This window comes from Nostoc sp. GT001 (assembly GCF_030382115.1).
Classification (GTDB): domain Bacteria; phylum Cyanobacteriota; class Cyanobacteriia; order Cyanobacteriales; family Nostocaceae; genus Nostoc.
In genome coordinates, this window is the sequence record NZ_JAUDRJ010000003.1 from 475,624 (window position 1) to 490,582 (window position 14,959).

Here is a 14,959-nt window from a genome sequence, read left to right on the forward strand (position 1 = left end):
GTTTGTCATTTGTCACCATGAGCAAAACCCAGGACAAATGACAAAGGACAAAGGACTAACTACTAATTTAACTTTATTGTGCCATCCGGTTAGTTTCGTTGCCCCAGCTTTGATTTGGAGTACCTGTTGTCGGACGGGAAGGACGTACTGGTGGTTGTGGTACTTCATGAAGAACGCCACCTTGGGTACTAACTTGGACACAACTTGGTGTAAACAAAAAGATGCTCTCTCCGATGCGCTCTTGATGTCCATCTAGTGCGTAAGTACCACCTGCTACAAAATCTACTGCTCGTTGAGCTTGATCTGGATCCATGATTGTCAGATTTAATACCACTGACTTGCGTTCGCGCAACGCTTGAATTGCCTGGGGCATTTCTTCAAAGGTGCGTGGTTCGAGTACTAAAACTTCCGAAATTCCGTTAATTGCTCCTGGCATACCAATCACATTCCCCATTGGCTTTGAACCTGCTGTCATATCATCTCCCATTGTAGGCACTGGTTCCCGCCAGCGTCGATTTTGAGCGGCTGGATTCTCTTGTGGTGCTGGCTGGGGATTTTCTTGCTGATACAGATTTTGATAATTATTATTATCTGTTTCTGGTTCTTCTTCGTAATACTCGTATTCTACTTGCTCATTTAGACCCACAAAGTCTCTGAGTTTGGAAAAAATGTTGTTCATTGTGTGTGTACTCTCCTGGTGCGAATAGCCTGTATTGACTTGGCTGAGGATTAGTTGAAATAGGAGCGCTCGCTACATCGGTGGATACTTCAGCAACTGTATTGCTAGTTGTAGCCCATACTACGGGTTTTGGCGATGAACTGACACTTATTGGAAAGGTCTGTGCATCGCCTAAACATAATAATGAGTAAAGATTATATCCTACGGTTTATCCGAAGGAAACTTCTTTATACCCCATTTTCCCTTGGCGATTGCTCTTGTCAATACTATATCCTTTGTTTCCGATTGCACCAGTCTGTTACAAAATTCTTGTCATCAAATCCTTAGCTTCGATTAATACTGCCCTACAAGGCTGATGATTAATCGGCTAAGAGCGATCGCCAAACAAGATTGTTCCTAATCGTACCATCGTTGTGCCTGCTTGCACTGCCAGTTCGTAGTCGCCTGACATACCCATAGATAGGTGCTGCATTTTAATATGCGACCAGTTTTGCTCCTGGATTTCTTTGGCTAGCTCACGATTGCGATTAAACACACTGAGAATTTCAGAATCTTTTAATCCTGATGGCGGAATTGTCATCAAACCTTGAATTTGTAAATTTTTGTATTGATTGAGTGTGGGTAAATCAGCCAAAAGTTCTGGCACACTCCAACCAGACTTGTTGGGATCGGGGAGAATTTTCACTTGCAGGCAAACCTGGGGACTCACTCCTAGCTGTTGCGCCAATTGGTCTAAGCGCTGTGCCAGCTTCAAATTATCCACGGAGTGAATCCAAGGGAAATGCTCGATGGCTTTTTTGGCTTTATTGCTTTGCAAATGTCCAATAAAGTGCCAGGTAATATCCGGTAAGTCTTGCAACTCGGCTTGTTTGCTGGCAGCTTCTTGGATACGACTTTCCCCGAAATCACGAATTCCGGCGTTGTATGCAGACCGAATGGCCTGGGCAGAAACTTGCTTGCTAACAGCAATCAATTTGACTGAAGTTGGCAGTGAGGAACGAATGGAAAGAATACGTTCGGAAATCGAACTGTTCATTGGAAGGTGCGCTGGAAAACACTCTGAAGCTGATCGTACTCCTGAGAATGCCCACTGCGCCGCAGGGTACGTAAGCGATTTTCCAACATCATTCTCGCCTCAGTACGTCCTAGAGACTGGAATTTAACACCTTTAACGTCATTTGCCACCAAAAAAAATAAGCGCTGAGCATAAAGTGTGGTGAACAAATCCTGGTTCTCATCAACCATACAGATTTTGTAGAGTAAACCCCAAGTTGGATGGTTTATGTAAGTTTCTGCGTTTTCTGGATTCATTTAAGAGTCAAGGTGTAGTCAAGGTGGAAGTATATATATCTTTTCGCAGTGAATTCCAAACATTCAGACGATAATACCAACATTCGTCAGAATATTTGGTTAAAATGCGAAGCTGCGGTTACGAAGACCTTGATCTAGTTCCTAATGGGCAGATGAAGCTAGTGGTAGTGAAGCGCAATGGTACAACAGATGCCGCGAAGCGTAGATTCAAAGAGTAGAGGCTGTTCAACAAATATCACCATCTGCTTTGGTGACTTCAATTTAGCAATGTGTAGGGACAAGGTACAAAATATTCCCGATCCTCTGGTTGAAAGTTCGACGTGGGAAGGAAAAACACCCTTTGAAATTCCCAACGGCAACAGCGAATTTTTCAACTTCTTTCCATACTGCCACAACTGTCGCNNNATGGCACAAAATTGGGAGNNNGGATTGGGTACNTGGAAAGAAAACTATCATTTATGCAAAAAGTCTATTGATTATCCAGTATTTTCAATGGTGGAATTGGTGTCTGAGCATTGTGCAGAGATTCATAAGGGTACTCGGTCAAAAATCTTAAGATTAATTTGTAGTGTTCGCGCAACGCTGGTTAATACCTAAAATCTACAGGAAATGTTAGGGGATCAATTTTATGGCTGGGTTAGCTATTCAAATTACCCTACCATATTGTTACCTATAGCTCAATACTATTCGGTTAAGGCAAGAGACGCGATGAATCGCCGTCTCTACAATAATCAGTCTTTGGTAGAGACGCCGATTTAATTTTTTACTTCTGACTCCTGTTAGCGCAGCGGGGCGTAGCCCATTCTAGACCCTTCGGCAGGCTCAGGGCATCGCTCCTGAATTCTGCTGTATTACCTCTTACCATTTTCTCGGTGCAAAATTACGCCTGAGTTCCTATAGCTAGCCGTATTCCCCAGAATAAGATTAAAGTTGCGATCGCCAGCCAGTCACGCCCTTTTAATCGTAAATCGTGCCACTGGACTCGATGCTCGTTGGGACTGGTAAAACCCCGTACCATCATGGCATTCGCCATTTGATCGGCTCGTAAGAGGAGATTTTCCAAAAGTCTCTCTGCGACTGTCATCCAAACCTTGAATGCTCCTTTTAATCCCAGCTTTTTCCAATTAATTGCCCTTGTCATCACAGAGCGAAATAAATTTTGCACTTCTTCTAAAACCAAGGGAATAAAGCGCAAGGACAAGGTTAAAGTTAAAGCAATTTCTGTGACAGGCAACTTGAAGCGTCGCAAGGGTTGCATTAAGCTTTCTATGCCAGATGTGATTTCTTCTGGTGCGGTTGTCAGCAGATAGAGGTTGGTGCTGTAAATGACGGTAAATATAAGTGTACTCAGGCGTACTGCCAAACTCAATGAGTAGCGAGTTACTTTAACCGGGCCTTTGTGAAATAGCACGTAGCTGTATGCTTTTTTCTCGGCTGCTGGCTCTTTAATATTATTAGAGTTTGCTGGCTGGGTTAAGATTTGTTCGTTAGCTGGCAAACGTGATTGATAATCTACACCCAATCCATCAGGACTAATGGCTGCGATCACTAACACAAAAAACGATAGCATTAATAGCCAACCCATTTGCTGCTGCCATACACGTCGAGGAATTCTGGCAATCAAGGTGGCAAGAATCAATACTACCACCAGCAGCACCCGCCAATTGTTGTTGGCTAAAACATAGCTTGTTAAAAAGCTCATCAACCAGGCGAACTTGACTCGCGGATCGATTTTATGCAGCCAAGTTTGGGGTTGTTCTAAATAAAGTCCAAGTGGCAGCGATCGCAATAAATCCATTTTAGAGTTATAGAGTTAGGAGTTAGGAGTGAGGAGTTAGGAGTTTTGACTTTAACTTATAACTTTCACCTTGTACCGCTATCAAACTCAAGTAGATAGGGTTCTATAAGTTAGCAACTTTGACTTTAACTCATAACTCCTAACTCCTAACTCTTAACTCCTAACTCCTAACTTATTTTGACGCGAGTAGCTCTATTAACATTACCACTTTCGGCATCACGGACTTTTTTGCTCCGCCACAGCAAAATAATTGGCGTGCCTTTAAATCCTAGCTGTTGACGAAATTGCCGTTCAATGTAGCGGCGGTAGTTGTCGTTGAAGCGTTTCGAGTCGTTGACAAATAGAGCGATCGTTGGTGGTTGACTGCTAACTTGTGTACCATAATAAATCTTACCCTGACGCCCACCACGGGATGCTGGCGGTGAATGCCAGCTAACGGCATCTGTTAAGACTTCATTAATCACTGATGTGCTGACACGGCGTTTGTGTGATTCCGCCGCCGTTTTCACCAATTCTAAAATCTTTTCTACCCGTTGTCCTGACAAGGCACTCACAAAAATTGTTTCTGCCCATTCGGTAAAATGTAACCGTGATTGCAGAGTTTTTTCGTAATCGTAAATTGTGTAAGAGTCTTTTTCGACAGCATCCCATTTATTAACGACGATGATACAAGCTCGGCCTTCTTCAATAATCCGCCCAGCTAGTTTTTGGTCTTGCTCGGTGACTCCATCTACGGCATCTATTACTAATAAAACCACGTCAGCGCGACGAATCGCTTTGAAAGCCCGGTTAATACTAAAGAATTCTGTGCCGTATTCGATGTGTTTCTTTTTACGAATGCCGGCGGTGTCAATCAAGCGGTAGGTTTGTCCGGCTCGTTCAATGACGGTATCAATAGCATCGCGGGTAGTGCCGGAAATGGGGCTGACAATTGCCCTTTCTTCCCCGACAAAAGAATTGAGTAAGCTCGATTTGCCCACATTTGGGCGTCCCACAATTGCTACTTTGATTTCATTCGTTTCTGGAATGTCTTCAATAGCAGGGATGTGATTAACTAACTCGTCGAGTAACTCCCCTGTACCACTGCCATGAATCGCGGAGATGGGGTAAGGTTCGCCCAATCCCAATTCCCAAAAGTCGGCAGCTTGCATTAAGCCTTGTTCTGGCGATTCACATTTATTTACAGCTAGTAGTACAGGGACGGGTTGTTGGCGCATCCATTCGGCGATTTCTAAATCTGCCGATGTGGGGCCTGTTTGACCATCGACGACAAAAATAGCGCCACATGCTTCTGCAAGGGCTGTCATTGCCTGTTGGCGAATCAGTGGTAAAAATTCGGTATCATCATTAAAAACTAAACCACCAGTGTCCACCACTAAAAATTCACGATCATTCCAGAAAGCTGGAAGATAAGTGCGATCGCGTGTCACTCCCGGTTCATCATGGACAATCGCCGTTTGTTCCCCGGCGAGTCGATTAACCAGGGTGGATTTGCCCACATTTGGGCGTCCGATAATTGCAACAATTGGCAGTGCCATAAAACCAGGGTAAGTGAGAGACGTAGTATATCATGTACTTACATTTTACTCGCTTTAAACTTGAAGTTTTAATAATTTCCCCATCATCTGAGGCGATGTCTACGATGGGCTGTTTGGTAATACCATACTTTGAAAAATAAAAAAGGTAGGAAATCCTACCTTTTACCCAAAAAAAGCATTTTGTAACCAAATACCAAATTCAATATCACACACGCTTTTGACGTATCTATTGCAAACCTATGACGAGGATGTGACGTTTAATTTGTAGCTGATTTCGCGATTACTCCCAGTTGCAACCCAGGCGGATAGCTACCTTCTTCCTTGATGCGCTTAATTTCAGCATCGCTTATCTGTAAATTTAACTTTTGTGCCAGCGATCGCACAATATCTCCCCGGTCAATTACACCAGCTACAGCACCAGCAGGAGACAGGACGGTAATTCTCGGTAACTGCTCATTTTCTAGCTTGTTAATTACCTCAGCGATCGCTGTTGACTCTGCAACGGTAGGTATTTCTGTCAACGGATGTACTATGCTGTGTAAAGTTTCGGTTTCCCATTGACCCCTTTGGGTTAAACGGAAATCGTCAATGGAAACTAGACCCCGATAACGTCCATCAGAAGCAGCAAAATAAACCTGTGAGGGAGTGGTTTCCAACAGGTACAAATCAGCAAAGGAACGTAATGTCTGGTCAGCATCAATTACGCGAAAGTCACGGGTCATTGCATCGCCCGCCACCACCTTGAGCAAGCTTTCTTGCAATGTAGTCATGTTGTCATAGGTGTTAGCGTTGCGGACAGCAAACCAACCTAACAGTGCAATCCACAAACCAAGTACTAACTCTCTGGTGACGAAATCTACAACAAATCCGAAAGCGATCGCAGCATAACCCAATATTTGCCCAGCCCTTGCAGCCCAGTGTACGGATTGAAAACGATTACCTGTGATTTGCCATAGTGCTGCTTTTAACACTTGTCCCCCATCTAAAGGTAAGCCGGGAATTAGGTTAAATAGAGCCACCACTAGGTTAATTCTCGCCAAATCTCCAATCATGACACTGAGGGGATTAGTATCAGGTATTACAAAAGCTGCCAGACGGAGCAGGACAAATAGGATGATACTCACCAAAGGGCTAGCGATCGCAACTTGAAAGGCTTTGAAAGGAGTTTTAGATTCTTCTTCAATGGCAGCAATCCCGCCAAACATAAATAGGGTAATTGAATTAACTCTAATGCCTTGCGATCGGGCTACTAAGCTATGACCCAACTCATGTAACAACACCGAACCAAATAGCAGCAGTGCCATAACTATTCCAGCACTCCAAGCTATAACAGGCCCCCATTCCTGATAAGCTACCCCAAAGTTAAGGGTTGCCAACCCTAAAATCACAAACCATAACGGGTCTAAAAACAGGGGAATTCCAAATAATGACCCAATTCTCCAATTTGTTTGCATTACACTGCCCTAAAACTAGATATAATCAGTACTTTTTATACTGAGATACTATGCATATTCGTATACACATTTATATTGAGCATCAATTCGGTAGTAACGAGTGACGAAATGCCCTTATTTCTAGAATAGACAATTAATGCCTGTGAGCAAAACTCTGGAATTGGGAATTGGGCATGAGGCATAAGAGGCAGGGAAGCGGAGGCAGAGGGACAGAGGGGCAGAAGGGAAAGACTCACTGTAACTTCTCCTCTGCTCCCCTGCTCCTCTGCTCCCTACTCCCTACTCCCCCTGCCCAAAATCATTTTTAGGAGTTTTGCATTGATAGTGCGGTTACAAGTAACACCTCTGTCATCACAAAACTATAGACGACCGATGTTAGTCAATCCTAAAACGATGCCAATGCCAATAATATGACCAAAAGCCATAGCAGCAGCGAATGTTGGAATACTAATCGGCAGAATAGGGAACTTGGGGCCAACTAGGGGTTTTTCAATCCTAGTACTTAGTAAAACCATTACTAAGCTGCTGATGCTGATGATGATTCCTACTGTGGGATTCCACGCAGGTGTTGCGGGAACAGTTGCAGCTGCTGCTAGTAAAATAGAGGAAATCAAGCTTTTGTCTCCTGAATGGAAAATTTAATGTAGACCTACAAGATTATAAAATTACAAGGCTCAAAAATTTTTTAGATAGTTTAGACTTTTCTGATGATTAGTTTAAATTTTTTAAATATTCATGCGCGTTAAGATTTGCGGCATTACTCAACCACAGCAGTCTATAGCGATCGCCTCTCTAGGCGCAACGGCCCTAGGATTTATTTGTGTGCCAAACTCACCTCGTTACGTGACTACATCTCAAATTCGGGCAGCAGTGGCAGAACTCCCGGCAAATATTGACAAAATTGGGGTTTTTGCCAATCTTAATATTGCTGAAATCAGTCAGATAGTTGCTGATTCTGGATTGACTGGTGTGCAGTTACACGGAGATGAATCACCAGATTTTTGCGACCAATTGCGTCAAGCTTTACCCAATGTCGAAATTATTAAAGCACTGAGAATTCGTAGTCTTGAGCATCTTGATACAGCAAATAATTATACAAAATACGTGGATACTTTGCTACTTGATGCCTACCATCCGCAACAACTGGGTGGTACAGGCAAAACTTTAGATTGGACGATGCTAGAGCAATTTAACCCCAATTGTCCTTGGCTTTTAGCAGGAGGATTAACAGCCGATAATATTGTGCAAGCCCTAAATCAGGTTAATCCTAGCGGCGTTGATTTATCTAGTGGTGTGGAACGGACACCAGGAGATAAGGATTTAGATAAAGTAGCACTCCTATTTCACAGTCTCAAGAACATTGAGTTACTTAGAAGTTAGGAGTCATCAGTTGTGAATTAACTCCTAACTCCTAACTCAGCACGGGCTAAACGCCCCGCTTTCGCTAACAGCACTCAAAAGAATGCTGGTTGGTGGCGAATCAAGTTAAAAAATTCTTCGCGGGTTTTGTGCTCATCTTGGAACACACCAACCATTGCGCTAGTGACAGTCCAAGAACCTGGTTTCTGAACGCCACGCATTACCATACACATGTGGCTAGCTTCCATTACTACGGCAACGCCTTGAGGTTCTAGAATCGTCTGGATTGCTTCAGCAATTTGGCGAGTTAGTCTCTCTTGTACTTGTAAGCGCCGGGAATACATCTCAACAATCCGAGCTAGCTTACTCAGTCCGACAACTTTTTGGTTGGGAATATAAGCAACGTGCGCTCTACCCATAAATGGCAGCATGTGGTGTTCGCACAAACTAAAGAAATTAATGTCTCTAACTAGTACCATCTCGCTATGCCCTTCATCAAAGATGGCATCGTTAACGAGTTCTTCAAGGGATTGGTTGTAGCCACTGGTAAGAAACCGCATTGCCTCGGCTACTCGTTTGGGTGTTTTCAGGAGTCCTTCGCGTTCAGGGTCTTCGCCAACTCCCAATATTATTGCTCGCACGGCATCCTTCATTTCCTCAAGTTGTTCCTCTTTTGGCGGGAACACATCCGGTTGTCGCCCGTTATGAGTATTGCGATCGGGTCTAGGAGTTATGGCTTCTGCCAAGTCGGGAATCAGAGGCGATTGAGAGCAATTGGAACCGTTGGAACTAGCAATAGTCATGATTCAGTCTTGGTTATGGTTTTAATTTAGTTATGAGTTATGAGTTATGAGTTATGAGTTAAAAATTCTAACTCCTAACTCTTAACTTCTAACTTCGCAATTAGAGTGCGCCAGCGCTGGGCATTAGGGTCATTTCATCAATAACTGCCTGTTGTGGTAACAGAACTGTGTAGAGAATTGACTGAGCTACAATTTCCGGGGTTAACATTTTGGAACGGTCTAAGTTGACATGGACTGTTTCTGTATCCCAAAGTTCGGTATTGACTGCGCCGGGACAAATAGCTGTGACCCGAATGCCGTGAGTGCGTTCTTCTTGTGCCAGGGTTTGAGAGAGGGCTATCAGACCCGCTTTGCTGACGCTATATGCTCCCCAACCGGGAAAGGGTTGCTTGGCAGCAATTGAGGCGACGTTGATAATTGTGCCTGTGCCCCGATCGCGCATTGAAGGTAAAATCCCCACAATGCACCCAAACACGCTGGTGAGATTCAAGTTAATTACTTGCTGCCAGTCTTCTAGGGGAGTTTCGCTCAAAGTAGCTGTATAGGCAATGCCCGCGCTGTTTACCAGAATGTCTATATCACCAAAGTCAAGGGCGATCGCTTGGATCTTGTCTTTGACTTCGGAAATCCGCGCTAAATCTACAGCGTAAGCTTTAGCTTCGACCCCAGTATGCTCTACGGCTTCTCTTACCGCCTCCAACTTATCCAAAGAACGGCTGACTAAGGCGATATCTATTCCCGCTTTTGCAAAGGCTAAAGCCGTTGCTTTCCCAATTCCACTACTTGCCCCAGTAATCAGGGCGCGTCGTTTTTGCTCAACACTCATGGTGTCTCCCAATTTTTTGGCAGTTCCCAAAGCCGATTACCACCCCATTATTCACACTTCTTGGTTTGGATAGATTAAAGGAATCTAAAAATATGATGATTTCCATTAAGCAAATGCTATGATGCAGCACAATACTCCCCATCTTGTGGGTTTTAAGAGTGAAGACAACAAATTGTTGCCTGGAAAACCACGCCGTACATTCAAATTAGATTATTTACATAAGACAAAACCCACTCAATCAAATTGAGTAGATTTGCCAAACATGCAAATGCCTATGGCTAGATTGTTAAAAATCTTTAAGCACATAGGCAATTATAGCATTGCTGCTTTACTAATAAATCATTATGCAGTGCCGTTAGTGGGCAACTTCTGTAAAAACACCAATTTTGCGGAATTTTTCATAGCGCAGTTGGCGGCGTTCTGGAGCGGTTAAACGATTGAGTTCGTCTAAATTTTCCATCAGTACTTGCTTGAGAGTGGTAGCGGCTTTTAAGGGGTCAGAATGAGCGCCACCAGTGGGTTCAGGCAGTATTTGGTCGATAATTCCCAACTTTTTCAGGTCATGGGAAATAATTTTTAGCGCCACAGCGGCTTGAGGAGCCTTACCAGCGTCTTTCCACAAAATTGCGGCACAGGCTTCGGGAGTGGCGACGGTATAAACGGAGTGTTCAAACATGAGTAGGCGATCGCCTACGCCAATACCGAGTGCGCCACCAGAACCACCTTCACCAATGACTGTGCAGATAATTGGCACATCCAAACAGAACATTTCACGCAAGTTGTAAGCGATCGCTTCTCCTTGACCTTGGTGTTCTGCTTCTACCCCAGACCAAGCTCCCGGCGTGTCGATAAAAGTTAGTATCGGCATACTAAACTTGTTGGCGTGTTCCATCAACCGCATAGCTTTGCGATAGCCGCCAGGGTAAGGCATTCCAAAGTTACGGGCAATATTGTCTTTAGTATCGCGCCCTTTTTGATGACCCAACATCACCACAGGTTGCCCACTCAGACGACCAACACCACCAACTAAAGCCGGATCGTCACCACCACAGCGATCGCCATGCAATTCCATCCATTCATCACTAATTGCCTGAATGTAATCGAGAGTACTAGGGCGACGCGGATGACGAGCGACTTGCAATCGCTGAGACGGGGATAGACTAGTGAAAATTTCCTCACGTAGTTGCATGGCGCGTGCTTCTAGTTGACGAATTTGACCAGAAACATCAACGCCGTTTTCTTCTGCAAGTTGCCGAATTTGATCGATTCGGGTTGCGAGTTCTGCTAGGGGCTTTTCAAAATCTAACAGTAGCGGTTTACGCTCAGTAGTTGCCATCGTAGGGGTTATAAGTACGAGTTATGAGTTTTTCAGAGTGAGGGATGAGGAGTTAGGAGTTAGGAGTGAGGAGTTAGGTATTAGAAGGCGTGTACTGATGAAAGTTATTAACTCTTAACTTCTAACTTTTAACTCCTAACTTTTACAGTTAAACCAGCAGCGGTCTAAATCCATGTTTCACTGATACCTTACCAATCTGCTCCATTTTGTCTACGGTAATCTGATTCCGTCCCCACGAAAAGTTCGTGTATAACTTCTCAAATTCCAACAGCATTGATTCGGCAAAACAAGCAAACAGCTGACGGGCTGGCACGTCCATATTGACGATTTTCATAATTTTCCAGTCAATATCTAGGGAATGCTCGACAATCCCACCATTTAACACAAATACACCAGGATGCTGAACTTTTGTTGCTAAGTTTTTCGGATAGCCACCATCAATCAACAAACAGGGTTGTTTCAAAGTGGTCGGGTCAATTTCCACGCCTCTGGGCATACTAGCAACCCAAACTACAACATCGGCTTGGGGCAGTGCTTCTGTCAAACCCATGATTTTCCCTCGTCCCAGTTCGTCTTGTAACTCTTTGAGACGTTCTTGATCGCGGGCGATCAACAAAAGTTCTTGGACATCTGTTTTCGCATCTAGCCAGCGGGTAACTGCACTACCAATATCTCCAGTTGCCCCACATATAGCAACAGTCGCTTTTGATAGATCGATTCCCAATTGTTTTGAGGCTTCTTCCACCTGCTTACAAATAATGTAGGCAGTATGTGTGTTTCCTGTAGTGAAGCGTTCAAACTCTAGTTTAATGTTGCGGACTTGGCTAAACTGGTCTAACTTAAAGTTTTCAAAAATAATCGACGAAAATCCGCCTAAAGCTGTAATGTTAATGCCATGCTTTTGTGCGTGAGCCATCGCGTTGAGGATTTTGCGCGTCGCGGCTTTGATGCGGCGACTAGCCAGCATCTCTGGCAAAAAGCAAGATTCTACATACCGTCCTTCAATTTTTTGCCCAGTTACACTGGTGACAATAATGGTATCGACAATTTGCGGTGGGGCGCTGCACCAAAAGTCTAGCCCTTGATCGGCATATTCTGGGTATCCCAATTCTTTAGCTACCGATTGAGCGTGTTCTAAACTAGTCAGATGTCCAATTAGACCAAACATGTAGTGATTATTAGGCTTGTGCTGTCTTGAGGCGTGGAATTTAGTAGAGTTAGGAGTTAGGAGTTCTGAGTTCTGAGTTCTGAATTTAAACTACTCAGCACTCAGCACTCGTTACTCAGCACTTTGTTAGGCGGCTATGAGTCCGTAGGCTGACAAGCGCATGATATCGCGAGTCGTGAAGCCTATGTTACTTAATGCTTCACCGTATTGAATCATAAAATCTTCTACCAAAGCATCTTTTTCCATTGCCATTGTGTGGGCATCACCCTCTACTTGGTTAAGCATTCTCCAGACTATGGGAAGGTTATGGCGATTTGCAAGTTCAAGTTCAGCTTTTGATTCTGTGAAATGTTCTTTCAACCAAACTTCTCCAAAGTTGAGATGGCTATATTCTTCTTTTACTACTCCTTCCGTGATTTTGCGGGCAAAAGCGTCGGCGACGGGGATGTAAATGTTATATGCTGCGATCGCAAAACATTCAATAATCAAAGACTGAATCAACAGACAAGTGACGACCTTGCCTTCCGCCGCTGCTGTTTGGAAATTCTGGTGTAGTCCAGAGAAAAATTCCTTGGCAAATTGCAAATCTGGGGTAACATTCAAATTGCGCCCACAAGCTTCAAATCCTTTCTTGTGACGGCTTTCCATCTTCGAGAGGCGAATCAATTCATCATGAGATTCTGGCAGCAGTTCGGCTAATGTGATGTAATTTTCATGGGCTTCTTGTTCCCCTTCAATCACGATCGCATTAATCCGGCTATAAGCATCTTTGTATGTTTCGCTCTTGAAATCTAATTCTTTAAATTGGTCTGCAAGCTGCTGCATGGTTATGTTTACTCCTGTAAACCTGAATTATTTGACACCAGGATTCAATTTACCCTATGAATTGAGGGTAACAATCTCTGTGGTTTAATTTAACTTAACAAGTAGACTATGTTTATAGATTAATGGTTGCTGGGGGCAATGCTCTAGTACTAGCGAAATAAATGCTTTGCGGCTCAAGTTATGTCTAAACCAAACCTGAATGTGAAATCTGGTGATTTTTTGAGCCTAGTAATCTTACTGCTAGGGGCATTTATCGTTCTACTACCGCTGTTTGTGGTCTTTCTCACCTCCTTTGCACCGACATCCGCCAGCCCAGAAAATTTGTTCAAAAATAACTGGTCTTTAGCAAATTACCGCGTTGCATGGCAACAAGGAAAATTTTTGCTGGCGTTTGCTAATTCTACCTTGGTAGCGATCGCTGTGACGGCGTTTCAGATTGTCACTTCTGCTTTGGCTGGTTACGCCCTAGCACGATTGAAGTTTCGGGGACGCCAAGCACTGCTATTAGTCGTTTTAGCAACTTTAGTAATTCCCTTTCAGTTATTGGTGATTCCCATCTTTTTGGTATTGAAGTGGGGACACCTGATAAATACATACTGGGCGCTGATTTTACCCACTGCGGTTAGCGGATTTGGGATTTTTTTATTACGTCAGTATTTCCAGACAATTCCCGTGGAATTAGAGGAAGCCGCAGCTATAGATGGGGCGAATCGACTGCAAATTTTGTGGCGGGTGATGTTACCTTTAGCCCGTCCAGCATTGGTGACGCTGTTTTTGTTCACATTCATCGGTGAGTGGAATGATTTGTTTAAGCCTCTAGTATTTACCACAAGGCCAGAATTAAGAACGGTGCAACTAGCGTTGGCTGAGTTTCAGGAGCAATTTACGAATAATTGGCCCTTGATGATGGCGGCAGTGACAATAGCAACAGTGCCAGTGATGGTATTATTCCTCATCGGTCAGCGTCAATTTCTTCAAGGTATTGCTGCGACGGGGATTAAGAATTAGTGGAGAAACAGGCGGTAAGTGGAAGCCCGATTTGAGTTACTAGACGAGACGCCCACTCGACAATACAGCACTGACAGCTATTATGCAATACAGACCGCCAGGGAATAGAATTCCCTGTCTAATGGTGCAAGTCCTCTAGAAGAGGACTAGAAAAACTTGGGTTAAAGCACTGACAGCTATTATGCAATACAGTACAGTTTTTCTTTTTGCCCTTTTCTATCATAGCTTTCAGCTTTGAGGATGTACCTCATAGCTGCCGGAAGTGCTGTAAATAATTTGAATTGGTATTAATAAAAATAGCTGTAAAGAAAATCCCGCAGGAAAATTATGAACTTTTATGACACTGAGCGTAATCATTGCTAACTAAACTGAAGCAGTAATTATACACATCCCGTCAGGAACGAAAACACTCATGAGTTCTCAACAAGTCATAGATCCTCAAATATTACAGCAGTTACAAGAAGAGATTCAGCAGAAAATGAATGAAAGCCTAGAAAACGCTGACTTACATTCAGTGCTTGAAAAGTACGGCTTATTAGAGTACAGAGTCTTGAGAATTCATTGGCAGTGTAATCTCGATCCCAATCAACTCAAATCAGATGATGCAGTTGATGAACAGCAACCCAATGCATTATTGCCAACAACTCCAAGACCTTCAATACCAGAAATTGTGTTAGTCAAAAAAGCATTGTGTATCCCTTGTCCATCAACTGGTAGCCCTTTAGGCTGTAACTGCTAAATAATTTAATCTTCGGACTGCAAAGAGTTTATTCTAGTAAATGTAAAAATACTAAACTTTGCTTTTATGTAGTAGTTAGGCTACAAAGATAACCTCAGCGTACTAACATCGCTAA

The 14,959-nt window shown here is 43.6% G+C and carries 15 protein-coding genes; 3 read left to right on the plus strand and 12 right to left on the minus strand.

Annotation, left to right across the window (positions count from 1 at the left end; all coding sequences use genetic code 11):
- Positions 1-73: 73 nt before the first annotated feature.
- The 7 genes from QUD05_RS04895 to psaK all read right to left on the minus strand — a co-directional run bounded on the left by QUD05_RS04895 (position 74) and on the right by psaK (position 7,394).
- Positions 74-679, minus strand: a complete 606-nt coding sequence (locus QUD05_RS04895) for a cell division protein SepF (RefSeq protein WP_289795106.1) — start codon at positions 677-679, stop codon at positions 74-76.
- A 367-nt stretch (positions 680-1,046) separates the two neighbouring features.
- Positions 1,047-1,715 carry a YggS family pyridoxal phosphate-dependent enzyme gene (locus QUD05_RS04900; protein WP_289795107.1) on the minus strand — a complete coding sequence of 223 codons (669 nt, stop codon included), beginning with the start codon at positions 1,713-1,715 and terminating at the stop codon, positions 1,047-1,049.
- Positions 1,712-1,990: a transcriptional coactivator PipX gene (gene pipX, locus QUD05_RS04905; RefSeq protein ID WP_069068710.1), complete on the minus strand. Its 279-nt coding sequence runs from the start codon at positions 1,988-1,990 to the stop codon at positions 1,712-1,714. Before pipX ends, QUD05_RS04900 begins: the two co-directional genes overlap by 4 nt.
- Positions 1,991-2,870: 880 nt before the next feature.
- Positions 2,871-3,788, minus strand: a complete 918-nt coding sequence (locus QUD05_RS04910) for an energy-coupling factor transporter transmembrane component T family protein (protein ID WP_289795108.1) — start codon at positions 3,786-3,788, stop codon at positions 2,871-2,873.
- A 167-nt stretch (positions 3,789-3,955) separates the two neighbouring features.
- On the minus strand, positions 3,956-5,326 hold the full coding sequence (gene der / locus QUD05_RS04915; protein ID WP_289795109.1) for a ribosome biogenesis GTPase Der: 1,371 nt from the start codon (positions 5,324-5,326) through the stop codon (positions 3,956-3,958).
- Positions 5,327-5,583: 257 nt separating this feature from the next.
- Entirely contained in the window at positions 5,584-6,780 is a 1,197-nt protein-coding gene (locus QUD05_RS04920; protein ID WP_289795110.1) for a site-2 protease family protein, read from the minus strand.
- A gap of 359 nt (positions 6,781-7,139) precedes the next feature.
- Positions 7,140-7,394, minus strand: a complete 255-nt coding sequence (gene psaK / locus QUD05_RS04925) for a photosystem I reaction center subunit PsaK (RefSeq protein WP_289795111.1) — start codon at positions 7,392-7,394, stop codon at positions 7,140-7,142.
- Between the two features lie 121 nt (positions 7,395-7,515).
- Here psaK and QUD05_RS04930 point away from each other — a divergent pair, with 121 nt between their 5' ends.
- Positions 7,516-8,160 carry a phosphoribosylanthranilate isomerase gene (locus QUD05_RS04930; protein WP_289795112.1) on the plus strand — a complete coding sequence of 215 codons (645 nt, stop codon included), beginning with the start codon at positions 7,516-7,518 and terminating at the stop codon, positions 8,158-8,160.
- A gap of 74 nt (positions 8,161-8,234) precedes the next feature.
- Here the strand turns inward: QUD05_RS04930 and folE are convergent, their stop codons facing one another.
- The 5 genes from folE to QUD05_RS04955 all read right to left on the minus strand — a co-directional run bounded on the left by folE (position 8,235) and on the right by QUD05_RS04955 (position 13,097).
- Positions 8,235-8,942 carry a GTP cyclohydrolase I FolE gene (folE, locus tag QUD05_RS04935; RefSeq protein ID WP_289795113.1) on the minus strand — a complete coding sequence of 236 codons (708 nt, stop codon included), beginning with the start codon at positions 8,940-8,942 and terminating at the stop codon, positions 8,235-8,237.
- Between the two features lie 100 nt (positions 8,943-9,042).
- Positions 9,043-9,768, minus strand: coding sequence for an SDR family oxidoreductase (locus tag QUD05_RS04940; RefSeq protein WP_289795114.1), 726 nt, complete (start codon positions 9,766-9,768; stop codon positions 9,043-9,045).
- 355 nt (positions 9,769-10,123) lie between these two features.
- A complete protein-coding gene (locus QUD05_RS04945) occupies positions 10,124-11,104 on the minus strand; it encodes an acetyl-CoA carboxylase carboxyltransferase subunit alpha (RefSeq protein WP_094349744.1) in 981 nt (326 codons plus the stop codon).
- A gap of 148 nt (positions 11,105-11,252) precedes the next feature.
- Positions 11,253-12,272 carry a long-chain acyl-[acyl-carrier-protein] reductase gene (locus QUD05_RS04950; protein WP_289795115.1) on the minus strand — a complete coding sequence of 340 codons (1,020 nt, stop codon included), beginning with the start codon at positions 12,270-12,272 and terminating at the stop codon, positions 11,253-11,255.
- Between the two features lie 126 nt (positions 12,273-12,398).
- Positions 12,399-13,097: an aldehyde oxygenase (deformylating) gene (locus QUD05_RS04955; protein WP_289795116.1), complete on the minus strand. Its 699-nt coding sequence runs from the start codon at positions 13,095-13,097 to the stop codon at positions 12,399-12,401.
- 180 nt (positions 13,098-13,277) lie between these two features.
- Between QUD05_RS04955 and QUD05_RS04960 the strand changes: the two genes are divergently transcribed.
- Both QUD05_RS04960 and QUD05_RS04965 read left to right on the plus strand, forming a co-directional pair.
- Entirely contained in the window at positions 13,278-14,105 is an 828-nt protein-coding gene (locus QUD05_RS04960; RefSeq protein ID WP_289795117.1) for a carbohydrate ABC transporter permease, read from the plus strand.
- A gap of 412 nt (positions 14,106-14,517) precedes the next feature.
- A complete protein-coding gene (locus QUD05_RS04965) occupies positions 14,518-14,844 on the plus strand; it encodes a hypothetical protein (protein ID WP_289795118.1) in 327 nt (108 codons plus the stop codon).
- The last annotated feature ends 115 nt before the right edge of the window (positions 14,845-14,959 follow it).